General features: G+C 69.7%; 11 protein-coding genes. 5 read left to right on the forward strand and 6 right to left on the reverse strand.

Annotated elements, in window-relative coordinates; all coding sequences use genetic code 11:
- Positions 1–799 (reverse strand): FHA domain-containing protein (locus tag GX414_13205; protein NLI48057.1); only part of this gene is annotated, 799 nt, incomplete at its 3' end.
- 320 nt (positions 800–1,119) lie between these two features.
- On the opposite strand from GX414_13205, the gene GX414_13210 reads away from it, so the two are divergent.
- A complete protein-coding gene (locus GX414_13210) occupies positions 1,120–1,446 on the forward strand; it encodes a hypothetical protein (protein ID NLI48058.1) in 327 nt (108 codons plus the stop codon).
- Entirely contained in the window at positions 1,405–2,031 is a 627-nt protein-coding gene (msrA, locus tag GX414_13215; protein NLI48059.1) for a peptide-methionine (S)-S-oxide reductase MsrA, read from the forward strand. The genes GX414_13210 and msrA overlap by 42 nt, the downstream gene beginning before the upstream one ends.
- Before the next feature lie 10 nt (positions 2,032–2,041).
- Here the strand turns inward: msrA and GX414_13220 are convergent, their stop codons facing one another.
- The 4 genes from GX414_13220 to GX414_13235 are packed head-to-tail and all read right to left on the reverse strand — an operon-like array spanning position 2,042 to position 8,128.
- The gene (locus GX414_13220; GenBank protein NLI48060.1) at positions 2,042–4,030 is read right to left on the reverse strand and encodes a glycoside hydrolase family 97 protein; all 1,989 of its coding nucleotides are present in this window, start codon (positions 4,028–4,030) and stop codon (positions 2,042–2,044) included.
- 15 nt (positions 4,031–4,045) lie between these two features.
- Positions 4,046–6,751 carry an insulinase family protein gene (locus tag GX414_13225; protein NLI48061.1) on the reverse strand — a complete coding sequence of 902 codons (2,706 nt, stop codon included), beginning with the start codon at positions 6,749–6,751 and terminating at the stop codon, positions 4,046–4,048.
- Positions 6,752–6,774: 23 nt separating this feature from the next.
- The gene (locus tag GX414_13230) at positions 6,775–7,716 is read right to left on the reverse strand and encodes a DUF2156 domain-containing protein (GenBank protein ID NLI48062.1); all 942 of its coding nucleotides are present in this window, start codon (positions 7,714–7,716) and stop codon (positions 6,775–6,777) included.
- Positions 7,709–8,128, reverse strand: coding sequence for a GNAT family N-acetyltransferase (locus GX414_13235; protein NLI48063.1), 420 nt, complete (start codon positions 8,126–8,128; stop codon positions 7,709–7,711). The genes GX414_13230 and GX414_13235 overlap by 8 nt, the downstream gene beginning before the upstream one ends.
- Positions 8,129–8,274: 146 nt before the next feature.
- On the opposite strand from GX414_13235, the gene mtgA reads away from it, so the two are divergent.
- Positions 8,275–9,087 (forward strand): monofunctional biosynthetic peptidoglycan transglycosylase, encoded by an 813-nt coding sequence (gene mtgA / locus GX414_13240; GenBank protein ID NLI48064.1) that lies wholly within the window; start codon positions 8,275–8,277, stop codon positions 9,085–9,087.
- Positions 9,088–9,145: 58 nt separating this feature from the next.
- Here mtgA and GX414_13245 read toward each other — a convergent pair whose 3' ends face one another.
- Positions 9,146–10,696, reverse strand: coding sequence for a M20/M25/M40 family metallo-hydrolase (locus tag GX414_13245; GenBank protein NLI48065.1), 1,551 nt, complete (start codon positions 10,694–10,696; stop codon positions 9,146–9,148).
- 186 nt (positions 10,697–10,882) lie between these two features.
- Between GX414_13245 and GX414_13250 the strand changes: the two genes are divergently transcribed.
- Positions 10,883–12,718 (forward strand): ABC transporter ATP-binding protein, encoded by a 1,836-nt coding sequence (locus GX414_13250; GenBank protein ID NLI48066.1) that lies wholly within the window; start codon positions 10,883–10,885, stop codon positions 12,716–12,718.
- The coding region (locus GX414_13255) for an ABC transporter ATP-binding protein (protein NLI48067.1) at positions 12,708–14,439 on the forward strand (1,732 nt) is incomplete at its 3' end. The genes GX414_13250 and GX414_13255, both read left to right, overlap by 11 nt.

Consider the following 14,439-nt stretch of genomic DNA (forward strand, 5'->3'; position numbering starts at 1 on the left):
GTTCCCGGCACTGGGGACACGCGGCTGACGGCATCGCGGCGGGGGGCGCCGGAGGCGGGATGTAGGCAGCCGGCGTGGGCGGTGGTGCCGGAGCCGCATGAGCCGGGGGCGCCGCCAGAGGGGGTGGCACGTGGGCCGGCGGGGGTGCAGGCGCCGGAGCTGCCGCCGGGGAAGGCGCCGGTGGCGGGGCGGCTGCGACGGGCGGTGGCGCGGCGGCGGCCAGACCGCAGATCGTGCAGAACTTGGCGCCCGACGGCAGGGCGGAGCCGCAACCGGAACAAATTGAGGCAGCAGGAGGCGGGGCGGGTGGAGCGGGTGGTTGGTCCACCGGCATGGGGATGGTGAGCGCCTCGCCCGGGCCCGGATAGAGCGGCAGGGGGTTGCCGCCGGCGGTCTGGTCCACCCGCTCGGCCGGCGCGGCGCCGGCCGCCAGCATGAACTCGGTGCACCCGACGGTGAAGACGTCGCCGTCGGCGAGCTGGACGGTGCCCTCGATCCGGCGGCCGTTCACCAGCGTGCCGTTGCTGCTCCCCAAGTCCGTCATGAAGCAGTCGTCGCCCACGCACTCCACCCGGACGTGGTTGCGCGACGCGCGCATGTCCGGCACCACGATGTCATTGTCCGAGCTGCGCCCGATTCTGACCTGGTCATCGAGGGGGTACGGGCGGCCGGCGTGGGGGCCGCTCCGGACGGTGACCAGCCAGCGGGCGGCCGGCAGCCTCGCCGCCGCCGGCTTGTCAGACGGCGGGCGTCCGCCGGGCGGATTCACTGACGGGGGCTGGCCGGGGGTCTGGGACATGATCGCCTCCTGGACCGGATCGATGCCGCACCCGGAAACGCGCCGTTGCGCGCAGGCGACAGCGGGGCGGTGGGGCGCCGGAATGCGGGTTTTGACGGTGTCACTCCCTTAATTTTAAAGGTGATCAATAAGAAATTCAACACCATACCCATTCCGTCCGGGACGGCTTGCCATGGTTTACTGAGCGGACGATGACCGCGGTGACCACTTCCGGTGGCGGCCATGCACTTCATTCATGAAGACAATCCGGCGGACTCCGCATCTAAAAATCGGCAGCCGATGCGGCCACGGGGCTGCACCCGGCGGCGAGGAGTGATCGAATGCGCGACCTGTTGCAGGCAGCCACTTCGTCGTCAAAACGCCCGGCGGCGAGCACCGTGTTCTGGATCGCCGCGGTGGCGATCGTCGTGGCGTTGTCGTTGCAGGCGGATGACCGTCCGGCGCGGCCCGCCGGCGGGCTGCCGGCGAACCCGCACAGTGTCCCGACGGCGGACGCCGCCGCCGTCGGCTGCAGCCCGGTTCCAACCGGCCTTTCCAAGGAGAAGCAAGTCGTGAGTGCCATACCCGATCCCGATCCGCGACGTCGCTCCGCCGGTTCCGGCGCGATGCCGGCCCGTGTGGAGACCGCCACGTTCGCCATGGGCTGATTCTGGGGGCCCGACTCCCGGTTCGGGAGTCTGCCCGGCGTGATCCGGACCCGCGTGGGGTACACCGGCGGCACGCAGGCCGACCCCACCTACCACCGGCTGGGCGATCACACCGAAACGCTCCAGGTGGACTTCGATCCCGACCGAATCTCCTACGCGGAACTGCTGGAAGTCTTCTGGTCCGGTCACCGGCCCACGAGCCGCGCCTGGTCCCGCCAGTACATGGCGGCGGTGTTCTATCACGACGAGACGCAAGCGGAGCTGGCGCGCGCCGGCCGCGACCGACTGGCGGCGCAACTGGGGCGGACGATCGTCACCGAGATCCGCCCGGCGGGGCGGTTCTACCGGGCCGAGGATTACCATCAGAAGTACTACCTGCGGCAGTCGGGGGAGCTGATGCGGGAGTTCCGGCGCCTGTTCCCTGATCCGCAGGCGTTCACCGATTCCACCCTGGCCGCTCGCGTCAACGGCTACGTGGGTGGCAACGGCGGGCTGGCCCGGCTCCATGAGGAGATCGAGGCGCTGGGGATGCGGCCGCCGCAGCGGGACCGGCTGGCGTCCCTGCTGGAGCAGCTGGGTCCGTGACCGGCGGCCGTCAGGGGCGGTCGGGCCGGATCCGGGCCGCCCAGCCGCCGCCGGCCGCCAGCCGGACCGTGAGCTTAGAGTTCCGATCCACGGTCTGTTCCGTCATGAGAAAGTCGCTGCCCCAGCGGTCGGCGTTGGCGCCGTCCGCCCACGCGGTCAACGTGAACGATCCAGGCGGCAGGAAGGACAGGTCGATGGTCAGCTCTCGCGGCGTCCAGTCGGTCATGGCACCCACGAACCACGCGTCGCCCCGCCGGCGGGCCACTGCGACGAAGTCCCCGATCTGCGCATCCAGCACGATGGTCTCGTCCCACACCGTGGGCACTGCCCGCAGCCAGACCATCGCCTCGGGCTCCCGCGCGTAGAGCGCGGGGCTGTCGCACAGCATCTGCAGCGGGCTCTCGTAGACCACGTACATGGCCAGCTGGTGGCAGCGGGTGCCCAGGCTCATGGGCTGCTCGAACACGGGGGCGAAGCTGGCGTGGGCGGCGTTGCGCATGGCGCCGGGGGTGTAGTCCATGGGACCGAGAAGCATCCGCGTGAACGGCAGGGTCACGTCGTGCTCCGGGTTGGCGTCGGCGCACCACTTGCTCTGCTCGAGGCCGCGCACGCCCTCGGTGGCGAGCAGGTTCGGCCAGGTCCGCGTCAAGATGGCCGGGCGCACGGCGCCGTGGAAATCCACGACCATGCGGCGCCGGGCCGCCTCGCGGCACACCCGGTGGTAGAAGTTGATCACCGGCTGGTCGTCCCGCTGCATGAAGTCCACCTTGATCCCCCGGATCCCCCACTGCGCGAACCGGTCGAACGCCGCGTCGAACTGGTCGTCCAGCGTCTGCCAGATCACCCACAGGATCAGCCCCACGCCCCGGGATCGGGCGTAGGCAGCCAGGGCGTCCATGTCCAGGCCGGGGACCACCCGGAGCAGGTCGCCCTGCGGGTACCACCCCTCGTCGAGGATCACGTACTCGAGGCCGTGGGCGGCGGCGAAATCGATGTAGTGCTTGTACGTGGCCGTGTTGACACCGGCGGGGAAGTCCACGCCGGCGAGGTTCAACGCGTTCCACCAGTCCCACGCCACCTTGCCCGGCCGGATCCAGGTGGGGTCGGCCACCTGGCTGGGGGCGGCCAGGAGATACACCAGCGGGTTGGTGATCAGATCGGCGTCCCGCTCGGCGACGGCCACGAGGCGCCACGGATACGTCCGCGTGCCGGCGGTCACCGCGATGTGATCGGCGGTGCGGGTGACGCGCAGGTGGCGGTCTCCGGCGAGCCGCGTCTCCAGGGGCAGCGGCGGGAACGTCGCGTTCAGGCCGTCCCGCCCGTTGCCCCGGAGCCACAGCCCGGGGTAGTCCGCGAGATCCGACTCGGCGACGGCGAGCCGGACGCCGCCGGGCGCCGCCACCACCGCCGGCAGGCTGGCCAGCATGGCGGCGGTGACGTCCGGTAGTGGCAGGCGGACGAACTCCCGCTCGTTGTGCGAGAAAAAGCCGTCCTCGCGGGGATAATACACGGTGCAGTCGCCGGCGAACCGGAACTCCGCCTCCTCGTCCCACACCGTCACGCGGTCCTGCGGAATCGCTGTCTCGAACCGATAGGCGACGCCCTCGTTGTAGGCGCGGAAGACCGCCTCGCCGCCTCCGGCCAGAATCAGCCGCAGTTCGTGGTAGCGCTCCGGGATCCGGGCAGCCTTCTGCGGGACGGGAGGCGCCACGGTGTCGTCGACGCGGCGCTCGGTGGTGGCGGCGATCCGCGGCGCCAGCCCCACGGCGGCGTCGCCGATGCGCAGCACGCAGGTGCAGTCCGGCATCACGACGCGGCCGCGCAGGGCGACGTCGTAGCGGAGCCGGTCCGCCGCCCGGACCGTCACCGCGATCCGGCCGTCGGGCGACTCCAGCCGGTAGGCGTTCTCCGCCGTCTGGGCGGCTGCCGGCGCGGCGGCGGCGAGGACGGCGATCCCGGCGCAGGCGATGAGCCGGATGATCCGCGGCGTCGTGGGCATGGCATCCTCCTTGAATCAATCACCGGCCGAGTGGGCGGAGGCGGTGAGCGGGAAGCCGTCGCTGTCCAGCGGAACGATGGCGCCGCAGCCGAGTGCCTCCAGGTCGGGGCGCACGGCGGCCGCGTCGCCCACGATGACGACCGCCAGGCGGTCTGTCCGGATGTGCCGGGCGCCGGCCTCGGCCACATCCGCGGCCGTGACGGCGCGGATGCGCCCGGGCAGCGCTTCGGGCTCGTCGTCGGGCAGGCCGAAGAGGTAGACGTCGAGGAGCTCCCGGACGATCTGGTCGGACGTCTCGAACCGGCGGGCATAGCCGTTGACCAGCGAACCTTGCGCGTAGGCGAGTTCCCCGGCGCTGAGCGGCCGGGCGCCGGCGATGCCGTCGAGCTCGGCCAGAATCTCCCGGAGGGCCGCGGCGGTGACTCGCGTCTCCACGGGCGCCGTGGCGGTCAGGGTGCCGCCGGCGGCCTCGAAACTGACGCGGGAGCGGGCGCCGTAAGTGTACCCCTTGTCCTCGCGCAGGTTCAGGTTCAGCCGCGAGACGAACTGGCCGCCCAGGGCGGTGTTGAGCACCGTCAGGGCGGCGAAATCGGGGGCGGTCCGGGGGCTGCCCGCCAGCGCGGCCGTGACCACCGACTGGGGGGCGCCCGGCCGGTCCAGCAGGTAAACGGTCCGATTGCCGGGCGGGGGCACCGGGGGCGGGCCGGCGGCCGGCACCGGCGCGGCGGGCCAGGCAGCCAGTCCGCCGAGGGCGGACTCCAGCTCCGGGCGGGAGATGTCGCCGGCGACGACAAGCACCGCGTTGCCCGGCACGTAAGCGGCGTGCCAATGCGCCCGCACCTCGTCGAGGGTGACGGCGGCCAGGCAGGCGGCGGTGCCCGCCACCGGGTGCGCGTACGGATGCGCGCCGTAGACCGCCCGCTGGGCGGCCACCGCGGCCAGGTAGTGAGGCTGGTCCTGGAGCTGGGTGAGGCGCACCTGACGCTGCTGCCGCAGGCGCTCCATCTCGGCAGGGGGGAAGTCGGGCCGGATGACCATGTCCGCGAGCAGCGCCAGCGACGGCGCCAGGCGATGCCGCAGCGCCGAGAGGCTGGCGATGACGGCGTCCGGCCACGTCACCCAGGACAGCTCGGCGCCCAGCGCCTCGACGGCCTCGGCCAGCTCGGTGGAGGAGCGGCCGCCGGCGCCCTCCCGCAGCATGGCCGCGGTCAGGTCGGCCAGCCCGGGACGGGTAGCCGGCTCGGCGGCCAGCCCGCCGCGCACGATGAGGCAGCCGCTCACCAGCGGCAGCTTGTGATGCTCCGCCAGCACCACCCGGAGGCCGTTGGGCAGCGTGAACGTCTGCCGCGGCGGCAGCCGGAACGCGGACTCGGGCCCGGGCCCGGGCATGACGGTCCGGTCCACGCCGACTGCCGCCGGGCAAGCCGACGGCGCCAGCGGCGGCAGCGGTTCCACCCGGGCGACCAGCCGCCCCGCGCCCAGGTAACGTCGGGCCGCCGCGACGACCGCCTCGGGTGTCAGATCGAGGTAACGCTGCAACTCCCAGCGGAACATGTCCGGCCGGCCCAGGTAGTGATAAAACTCGTTGATCCGGTCGGACACGCCGCCGAAGCCGCCCAGGGACTGGAGGCTCCGGATGTAGGCGGCGGTGTTGTCGGTGAGGACGCGCTCCAGCTCCGCCGTGGGTATGCCCCCGTCCAGCGCCTCCCGGACGACGTCGAAGGCGGCGGCCTCGACGGCCTCGGACGTCTGACCGGGGCGCGGGGTGAGCATCAGGTTGAGCGTCCCCGCGATCTGCCGGGCGTCGTGCCAGGCCACGGCGTCCTGGGCGATCTGCCGCTCGTAGACGAGGCGCTGGTAGAGGCGTGACGTCCGCCCGCCGCCCAGCACCCGGGCGAACACGTCCAGCGCGGCGTCGTCGCCGGCATACAGCGGCACGGTGGGCCAGGCTGCGTAGACGCGGGGCAGCTGGACGCGGTCGCCGATGAGCAGCCGCATCTCGCCGTCGAGCGCCGGCACCCAGCGCCCGGGCCGGGAAACAGGCGGTCCGGGGGGGATCGCGCCGAAATACGTCGCCACGAGTTCTTTCGCCCGGGCCGATTCGAAGTCGCCCGCCAGGCACAGGCTGGCGTTGTTGGGCGTGTACCAGGTCCGGAAGAAATCGCGGACGTCCTCGAGCGTCGCCGCGGCGATGTCCGCCATGAACCCGATGGTGGGCCAGCTGTATGGGTGGTGGGGTGGGTAGAGGGCGGCGGCCATCCGCTCGGCCACAAGACCGTATGGCCGGTTCTCGTAGCTCTGGCGCCGCTCGTTCTGCACCACGGCGATCTGATTGGCCAGCCGCTCGGGCGTCAGGGCGTCCAGCAGAAAACCCATCCGGTCGGCCTCCAGCCAGAGCGCCCGCTCGAGATAGGCGGCCGGGACGAGTTCCCAGTAGCGGGTGCGGTCGGTGTCGGTGCCGCCGTTGACGCTGCCGCCGATCTCTTGCAGGGGGTGGAAGAAATCCGCGTCATGGTGCTTGGACCCTTGAAACATCATGTGCTCAAACAGGTGGGCGAAGCCGGTGCGCCCCGGCCGCTCGTTCTGGGAGCCGACGCGGTAGCTGACGTTTACCGCCGCCAGGGGCAGGGTGTGATCCTCCAGCAGGAACACGGTCAGCCCGTTGGATAGCCGGTACTCCTCGATGGGAAATGCGGGGAGGGGATTCTCCTGGACGGGCATGGCACCTCCGGTGCGGGTCGGGCTCAGGGGGCGGACGGCCCTCCGGTGAAGGCCAGCGTGTACGCCGGCACGATCTCGGACGGGTGATAGGACAGCTTGGCCTGCCGCAGCCCCGGCTCGCCCAGGTCCTCCTCGCGGTTGATCCGGAGGAAGCCCAGGTCGCGGATGAGCCGGGCGCACTCCATGTTGAGCACCTGGTAGATTCCCTTGTGCCGGCGGTCGGCTTTCTCGAAATGCACCGCCGCCGTGTCGGGCGCGATGGGCTCAAACACCGCCATTCCGGCCACGGTGCCGCCCACCCGGAGCAGGATGCCGTCCTGCCGCAGGACACCGAAGTGCGCCAGGGTCTCTTTCAGCGCGTCCAGTTCAAAACGGAGCAGGCGGTTGACGTTCGCGTTGACCGGTTCGCTGACCTCCCGGCAGGCGTCGAGGCAGTCGGGCACCGTCGCCGCCGTGAGCCGCTCCACCTGCCATGTGTACAGTTCACGGGTCTGGGCGATGAGGTTGCGCTTTTTGGCGTACCGCCGCCCGGCCAGCTCGGCCAGGTCCTCGGACCGGTAGACGTAGTTGGCGAACGCCCGATCCTCGGCGACGGTGAAATGGCGGACAAACTCCGGGTGGCGGTCGATGAACGCCCGGCTGACGCAGACGATTCGCAGCGGTTCGGCCAACCGGCCGATTTCGGCGAGGAGCCGGGCCTGGCTCTCGGGAGGGAAGAGGCCCACGGGCTGGAGCAGGTTGAGTCCCTGCGGCGGATCGTTTGGATGGCTGGTGGTGATGAGGAGGGTATCCGGGTCGAGGAGCGCCCAGGCGTGGGCGAAGGGAATCCGCCAGGCGAACTGGGCGGCGAACGTGAAACCTGACAGCGGCTGGGGAAACCGGCGGTAAAAGCCTTCCAGCAGCGCTTGATCCGCGAGGTCGACGCGCCGGAACTCCCGGCCCAGGAAGAGAAACGGATCAGTCATGGTCACGCTCATGAAGCATCAGCTGGTAACCCGGCCGGGCATGGAAACCCAGTCGCTCGTAAAACGCCTGGGTGCCGGGCTCGGCCACGAGCCCGATCCAATCGAGACCCCGGTTCCGGCAGCGCGCCGTGAGGCGGCGGACGATCTCCGCGCCGATGCCGCGACCCCGCAGATTGCGGCGGACCACGACGTCCTGGATGTAGGCGTCGCTGGCGCCGTCGGAGATCGCCCGGCCCATGCCCACGGCGGCGCCGGCGGCATCGCGGGCCACGAGGAAGGCGAAGCTGCCGCGGATCATTGCGGGAATGGCTGTCCGTGACCAGCGCTCGTCCCACCAGCCGCCCTCGCGGTATAGGTCCACCACCGTTTCAACGGGGAGCGTGGTGACAAACTCGTAGCGGATGCCGTCCATGTCGCCTCCGGATGACGCCGGCGTCCGGCGCCCGAATCGTCCGCCATTATACCCCAGCCTCCGCCGCCCGTCACCGCCTCCCGGCGACGCGGATTTCGCTTGGCGGCGTGGCGGCTTTGCGCGAGAATGGGCGCTCGAGAAGCGCCATGATCGACATACCCGACGACATCATTTCACCCGTTCCCCCCGGCGGCCCGCCGGCGGGGCCTACCCCCGAGGCGCCCGCCCCCGCGGTGCCGCCGCCGGCGAAGCGGAGCCTGGCCCGGCGGATCCGGGCGGTGGCCTGGAAGGCGGGGCTGGTCCTGCTCCTGGTGCCGCCCGTCGAGGTGGCTGTGCTCCGTTTCGTGCACCCGCCGGTGACCACGGTCATGCTGGTCCAGTCAGCGGAAAATCTGCTGAAGGGACGTCCCGCCGGCTGGCGGCACACGAACGTCCCGGCCGAGCAAATATCGCCGTGGCTCTTCTCGGCGGTGCTCGCCGCCGAGGACCAGCGCTTCTTCAACCACCACGGCTTCGACCTCGTGGAGATCGAAAACGCCCGGAACAAGCACCAGCGCAATCCCAAGAGACCGCTCCGCGGCGCCAGCACCATCACCCAGCAGGTGGCCAAGAACCTCTTCCTGCCCCCGTGGCGGTCGTTCCTGCGCAAGGGCGCCGAGGCCTACTACACAGTCTGGCTGGAGCTGCTCTGGCCGAAGCGGCGGATCCTGGAGGTGTACGCCAACGTCGCCGAGTTCGCCCCCGGAGTCTATGGGGCGGAGGCGGCCGCCCGGCACCACTTCCGGAAGCCGGCCGCCCGGCTCACGCCGCGCGAGGCGGCGCTGCTCGCGGCCGTGCTGCCCAATCCGAAGCGCTGGAACGCCGCCCGCCCCACCGCCTACATCCAGGGCCGGGCAAGCTGGATCCAGAGCCAGTTTGTTTCACTGCCGGAGGAGTACTGGCCGCGCCCGCGGCGGTGAAGGACTCCGCCCAGTGGGGCCGAACCGCCGCGGTCCCCTGTCAGCTATCAAACACTCCTCACCAAAGCGGTTCGCGGTTGGCGATTTCCAGGGTGACGGCGAGGACCAGGCGGGCGATGTGCGCCATCTTGTCGTAATCCAACCGGTCGGGCGTGTCCGTTGGCTTGTGCGTGTCGGAGACCCGGCCCGAATAGAAGTTCACCGCGGGGATGCCCGTCGCGTCGAACACATAATGGTCGCTACTGCCCAGATTTTTGGGATGGACATATTTCAACGGCCAACGCACCGTCCGCTCATTCACCGTCTCGATGATACGAGTGAAGGACGGGGTGACCCGGTCGGAATCAAGGGCATATTGCGGCCGGTCAGCGGAAGCACCGTCTTCGGTCCGGCCAATCATGTCCATGTTCAGGTCGGCGACGATTCGAGTGCGGTCCACGGACCCGCGTGTCAGGAAATATCGGGCCCCCATGGATCCGCCCTCTTCTCCGGTGAGAACCGCGAACAACACCGACCGCCGGGGCGGTTGAGCAGCGACCACGCGCGCGATTTCCAACAACGCCGCCACGCCGCTGGCGTTGTCGTTGGCCCCCGGGAAGATCTGTCCGTCGGCGGCTGGCGGCAGATGGTCCAGGTGGGCGGATACCACCACGACCTGTTCCTTCAGGGCAGGATCCGTCCCCTCGACCAGACCCAGCACGTTCCAGCTGTCGACCGCCTCTTCTTGGACCGGAACCGTGATCGACAGGGTCACCCCCGCCAACGGTCCTGGGGGAATTTGCCCGGCGCTGACCGTGGCCGGATCGGGCGCCGCCTGTCCGGAGAACAGGGCCCGGCCCAGTTCCGCCGACAGGACGCCCAGAGGGGTGCCTCCAAAGGCGCCGGGCGCCGGGTCATTGAGTCCGAATTGGGGGCCATCAGGAACATCAGGTATCGCGTTGAAACCGGCGGCCAGTTCGGCATCCGGCAGAACCAGCGCGGCGGCGACACCCCGCAGTGACATCAATTTTCGCAGCACAGAGTTCATGGGGGCATATGTCCGGTGCAGGTTTTCCGGAAGGACCGGCCGGCCATCATGCACGGGCGCGCCCATCAGCAGCAGGACTGCCCGGCCCGACACGTCCAGACCCTTGAAATCATCCCAGCCGGCTTCAGGTTCGTGGATGCCGAATCCGGCGAAAACCACCGGGAGCGGTTTCCCGTCGCCGACCAGTCCTTCGAGTGCGAACAGCTTCAAATGACCGGCCGGAAAATGCAGGATCCCGTCGGAAGTCCGCACGTCCACCTGGGCGGCTTCGGTGACGGTGCGTCGGACCAGGGGAACCGGCTGCAGGTATGTCGGCGCCTCGGGTGGACCGGCGGCCGGCTTCACGCCGGCGGCCCGAAACCGGCTGACGGCATATTCGGCGGCGATGCGGAATCCTTCAGAACCCGGGGAGCGTCCGGCCAGGGCATCAGCCGCCAGGAAACAGCAGTGTTCCTTGAGACGTTCGGCGGTGACGGGATCGGCCGCCGGGTTTGTCTCCGCGGCCGGCATGATGATGGACGCGGCTGCCAAGGCTATCAATATCAGACAAAGAACGACCGGTCTTCGGTTGTCGCAGATCATGAGATGCCTCCAATAAGCCGGCGGTGTGGCATTCCTCCGGCCCGGACGGGCGGGGGGCGGCTGATCATTTTATACGCCGCTGTCTGGCGGAATGTTACATGCGCCAGGCTTGAGGTATGTCTGCGTCCGGTTCACGCCGCCTCAACGGATGAGGCGGAGCGGCTGATCTGCTCGCCCGAGAAGGAGTTGGCAAGCGGGCGCCGAACTGGTATCATCGGAGTTCGGCGCCGCCGCCCGTCCCCCGACGGGCCGGGACGCGGGAGGAGACCGGCCATCCGACACCTCAAGATCCTCGCCCCCTATCTCTGGAAGTACCGCCTGGCGCTGCTGGCCGGCTTCGCCTGCATGCTGCTGCAGAACTACGGCTACGTGCGGGTGCCGGAATTCTTCAAGCGGACCCTCGACGAGATCACCGGCGCCAACCGCGCCGGGGTGGTCCTCGAGAACCTGCTCTGGGCCGGGCTGGTGATGGTGCTCACCGGCGGCGCCATGTTCCTCATGCGGAACCTGATCATCGGCGCCTCGCGCAAGATCGAGTACGAGCTGCGGGAACGCCTCTACGGCCGCCTGCTGGCGCTGGACTTCACCTTCTACCAGGCCAACCAGACCGGCGACCTGATGAGCCGCTGCACCAACGACCTGAACGAGGTCCGCACCCTGCTGGGGCCGGGGGTCATGTACGTGCCGAACGCGCTGACCCGCTTCCTCTTCTTCATGCCGGTGCTCTTCGCCCTGTCCGGTCCCCTGATGCTCATGGTCTGCGGGATGCTGGTGGTGCTCATCCTGTTGATCGTGGTGGTGCTGCCGCGCCTGCGCCCCATGTACCGGCGGATCCAGGAAACCCTGGCCTCGATCAACAACCAGGTCTGGCAGGTCATCGCCGGCATCCAGACCGTCAAGCTCTACACCATGGAGGACACCGAGCTCGAGCGGTTCGAGACGCTCAATCGCGGCTACGTCCGGCATCAGATGCGGGTGGCCACCCTGCGCGGTTTCATCTGGCCGTTCTTCATCTTCCTGCTGGGAGTGGTGGAGCTGGTGATCCTGGTGGTGGGCGGCGGACAGGTGATCCGCGGCGAGATGACCCTCGGCGAGCTGCTCCAGTTCAACGTCATGGTGGGCTATCTCACGTTCCCGGTGCTGTCGCTGGGCTGGATCATGTCGCTGGTCCAGCAGGGGTTGGCGGCGCTGGAGCGGCTGAACTACATCCTGGAGTACCCGGTGGAGCCCCAGGCGGGCCTCCAGACGGTCGCCGACGGTGGCCTGGCCTTCAGCGTGCGGGGGCTGCGGTACCGCTATCCGGCCGGGGGGGAGGACGTACTCCGTGGTGTGGACCTCGACATCGCGCCCGGCCAGACGGTGGGGATCACCGGCATGGTTGCGAGCGGCAAGTCCACGCTCCTGCACGTCCTGTGCGGGCTGCTCCGGCCGGAGCCGGGCATGGTGCGGCTCAACGGGACGGACCTGACCGCTCTGCAGCCCGACGACGTCTACGGGCAGATCGCCGTGGTGCCCCAGGAGACCTTCCTGTTCTCCCGCACCGTGGCCCGGAACATCGCCCTGGGCGCCGACGCCGCCGACCCGGCGGGCGTCCAGGCGGCGGCCGTCCAGGCCGGTCTTGACAAGGACATCCAGACCTTCCCCCACGCCTACGACGAGATGGTGGGCGAGCGGGGCATCACCCTGTCGGGCGGGCAGAAGCAGCGGGTGGCCATCGCCCGCGCGCTCTGGCGCGACCGACCGGTGCTCTTCTTCGACGATGCGCTCTCCAGCGTGGACGCCGCCACCGAGTCGGCGATCCTGGAGAGCCTTCGGGGACTGCGCCAGCGCAAGACCCTGGTGGTCGTTTCCCACCGCATCTCGGCGCTGAAGGCGTCCGACGTCATCCACGTCATGGACGCCGGCCGGATCGTGGAATCGGGCACCCACGAGGAACTGCTGGCGCGGCAGGGGCTGTACTTCCGCATGGCCCGGCTGCAGCAGATGGAGCTGGCCCTGGCCGGAGGCGTCAATGAACACTGACGCCGCCCCCGACCAGGCCCCCATCCGCGACTGGCGGCAGCTCCTGCGGCTGCTCGCCTACGTGCGCCGCCGCTGGCTCCTGGCGGCCGCATCGGTGCTGCTGATGCTCGTCTTCAACGTGGCGGGAGTGGCGGAGCCGTACCTTGTCAAGCTGGGAATTGACCGTGACGTGGCCGCCGGCGACTTCGCCGGGCTGCAGCGCACCGCCCTGTGGCTGGGATTGCTCATGGTGGTGGGCCTGGTCTGCCAGTTCCTGTTCAACTACGCGGTGCAGTCCCTGGGGCAGCGGCTGCTCTTGGACCTCCGGATGGACCTGTTCCGCAAGGTGCTGGACCTGTCGAAGGACTACTACGACAAGACCGCCGCCGGCCGGACGCTGACCAACGTGACGAACGACGTCGAGTCGATCCGCGAGTTCATCTCCGAGGGGATCGTCTCGGTGGTGGGCGACCTGCTGAAAGTGGGCATGATTTTCGTGGCCATGCTGGTGATCGACCTGAAGCTGGCGCTGATGGCCTTCGTCACCCTGCCGGTGTTCATCCTGGCGACTGCGCTCTTCCGACGGAGCATCCGCTCCGGCTTCCGCGGCGTGCGCAAGGCCAACGCCGAGATCAACACCAGCCTGAACGAGACCATCTCCGGCATCCGGGAGATCCGCCTCTTCCGGATCCGGGACAAGTTCGCCGCCGATTTCGCCGTCCACAACCGCAACTACCGCGACGCCTACCTCAAGACCATCCGCGCCTACGCCCTCTACTTCCCTGTGCTCGAGGGCGTGAGCACCCTCGGTATGATGTTGACCCTGTTCGCCGCCCACACCCTGGTGGGCGTGGAGCTGCGGGTGGGTGTGATCTTCGCCTTCTTCGCCTACATTAATATGTTCTTCCGGCCGCTGCGCGAGATGGCCGAGCAGTTCAACACGTTCCAGGCGGCCATGGCCGCCACCGAGCGGGTGCTGCACCTGCTGGACCAGCCGGTCAGCGTGCGGGACCCCGCCGCCCCGGCGGCGCTGCCGGCGCGGTTCGCCGGCGCGCTGGAGTTTCGCGGCGTCCGCTTCGCCTATGATCCGGAGGCGCCGGTGCTGCAGGACTTCTCCTGCCGGATCCGCCCCGGCGAGCGGGTCGCCCTGGTGGGCTACACCGGCAGCGGCAAGACCACCGTGATCAGCCTGCTGAACCGGCTCTACGATGTCACCGGCGGCGCCGTCACCATCGACGGAACCGACCTCCGCGAGCTGCCGGTGCGGGAGCTGCGGCGGCGCATCGCCACCATCCCCCAGGACGTCTTCCTCTTCACCGGCACCGTGGCCGAGAACATCGGCCTGCACGTGCCCGGCATCGGCCGCGACCGCATCGAGGCGGCCGCCCGCGAGGCGCTGCTGCACCCGTTCATCGAGGCGATGCCCAGCGGCTATGACGAGAACGTGCTCGAGGAGGGGCGGCTGCTCTCCGCCGGCCAGCGGCAGCTCCTGAGCTTCGCCCGGGCGCTGGTGCGCGAGCCGGACATCGTCGTCATGGACGAGGCCACCGCCAACGTCGACTCGGCCACCGAGCACCTGGTGGAAAACGCCATCCACAACCTGCTCCGGGGGCGGACCGCCATCATCATCGCCCACCGGCTCTCCACGATCCGCGAGGTGGACCGGATCCTGGTCCTGCACAAGGGCCGCCTGGCGGAGGAAGGCACCCACGACGAGCTGCTCGCCCGCGGCGGGCTCTACA

The sequence above is a fragment of the Acidobacteriota bacterium genome, from assembly GCA_012517875.1.
Lineage (GTDB): Bacteria > Acidobacteriota > JAAYUB01 > JAAYUB01 > JAAYUB01 > JAAYUB01.

Excerpts from the sequence above, each read along its gene's own strand:
- GX414_13225 (NLI48061.1), bottom strand. The coding sequence starts at position 6,751 with ATGCCCGTCCAGGAGAATCCCCTCCCCGCATTTCCCATCGAGGAGTAC.
- GX414_13210 (NLI48058.1), top strand. The coding sequence starts at position 1,120 with ATGCGCGACCTGTTGCAGGCAGCCACTTCGTCGTCAAAACGCCCGGCG.
- GX414_13245 (NLI48065.1), bottom strand. The coding sequence starts at position 10,696 with ATGATCTGCGACAACCGAAGACCGGTCGTTCTTTGTCTGATATTGATA.
- GX414_13230 (NLI48062.1), bottom strand. The coding sequence starts at position 7,716 with ATGACTGATCCGTTTCTCTTCCTGGGCCGGGAGTTCCGGCGCGTCGAC.
- GX414_13235 (NLI48063.1), bottom strand. The coding sequence starts at position 8,128 with ATGGACGGCATCCGCTACGAGTTTGTCACCACGCTCCCCGTTGAAACG.
- mtgA (NLI48064.1), top strand. The coding sequence starts at position 8,275 with ATGATCGACATACCCGACGACATCATTTCACCCGTTCCCCCCGGCGGC.
- GX414_13220 (NLI48060.1), bottom strand. The coding sequence starts at position 4,030 with ATGCCCACGACGCCGCGGATCATCCGGCTCATCGCCTGCGCCGGGATC.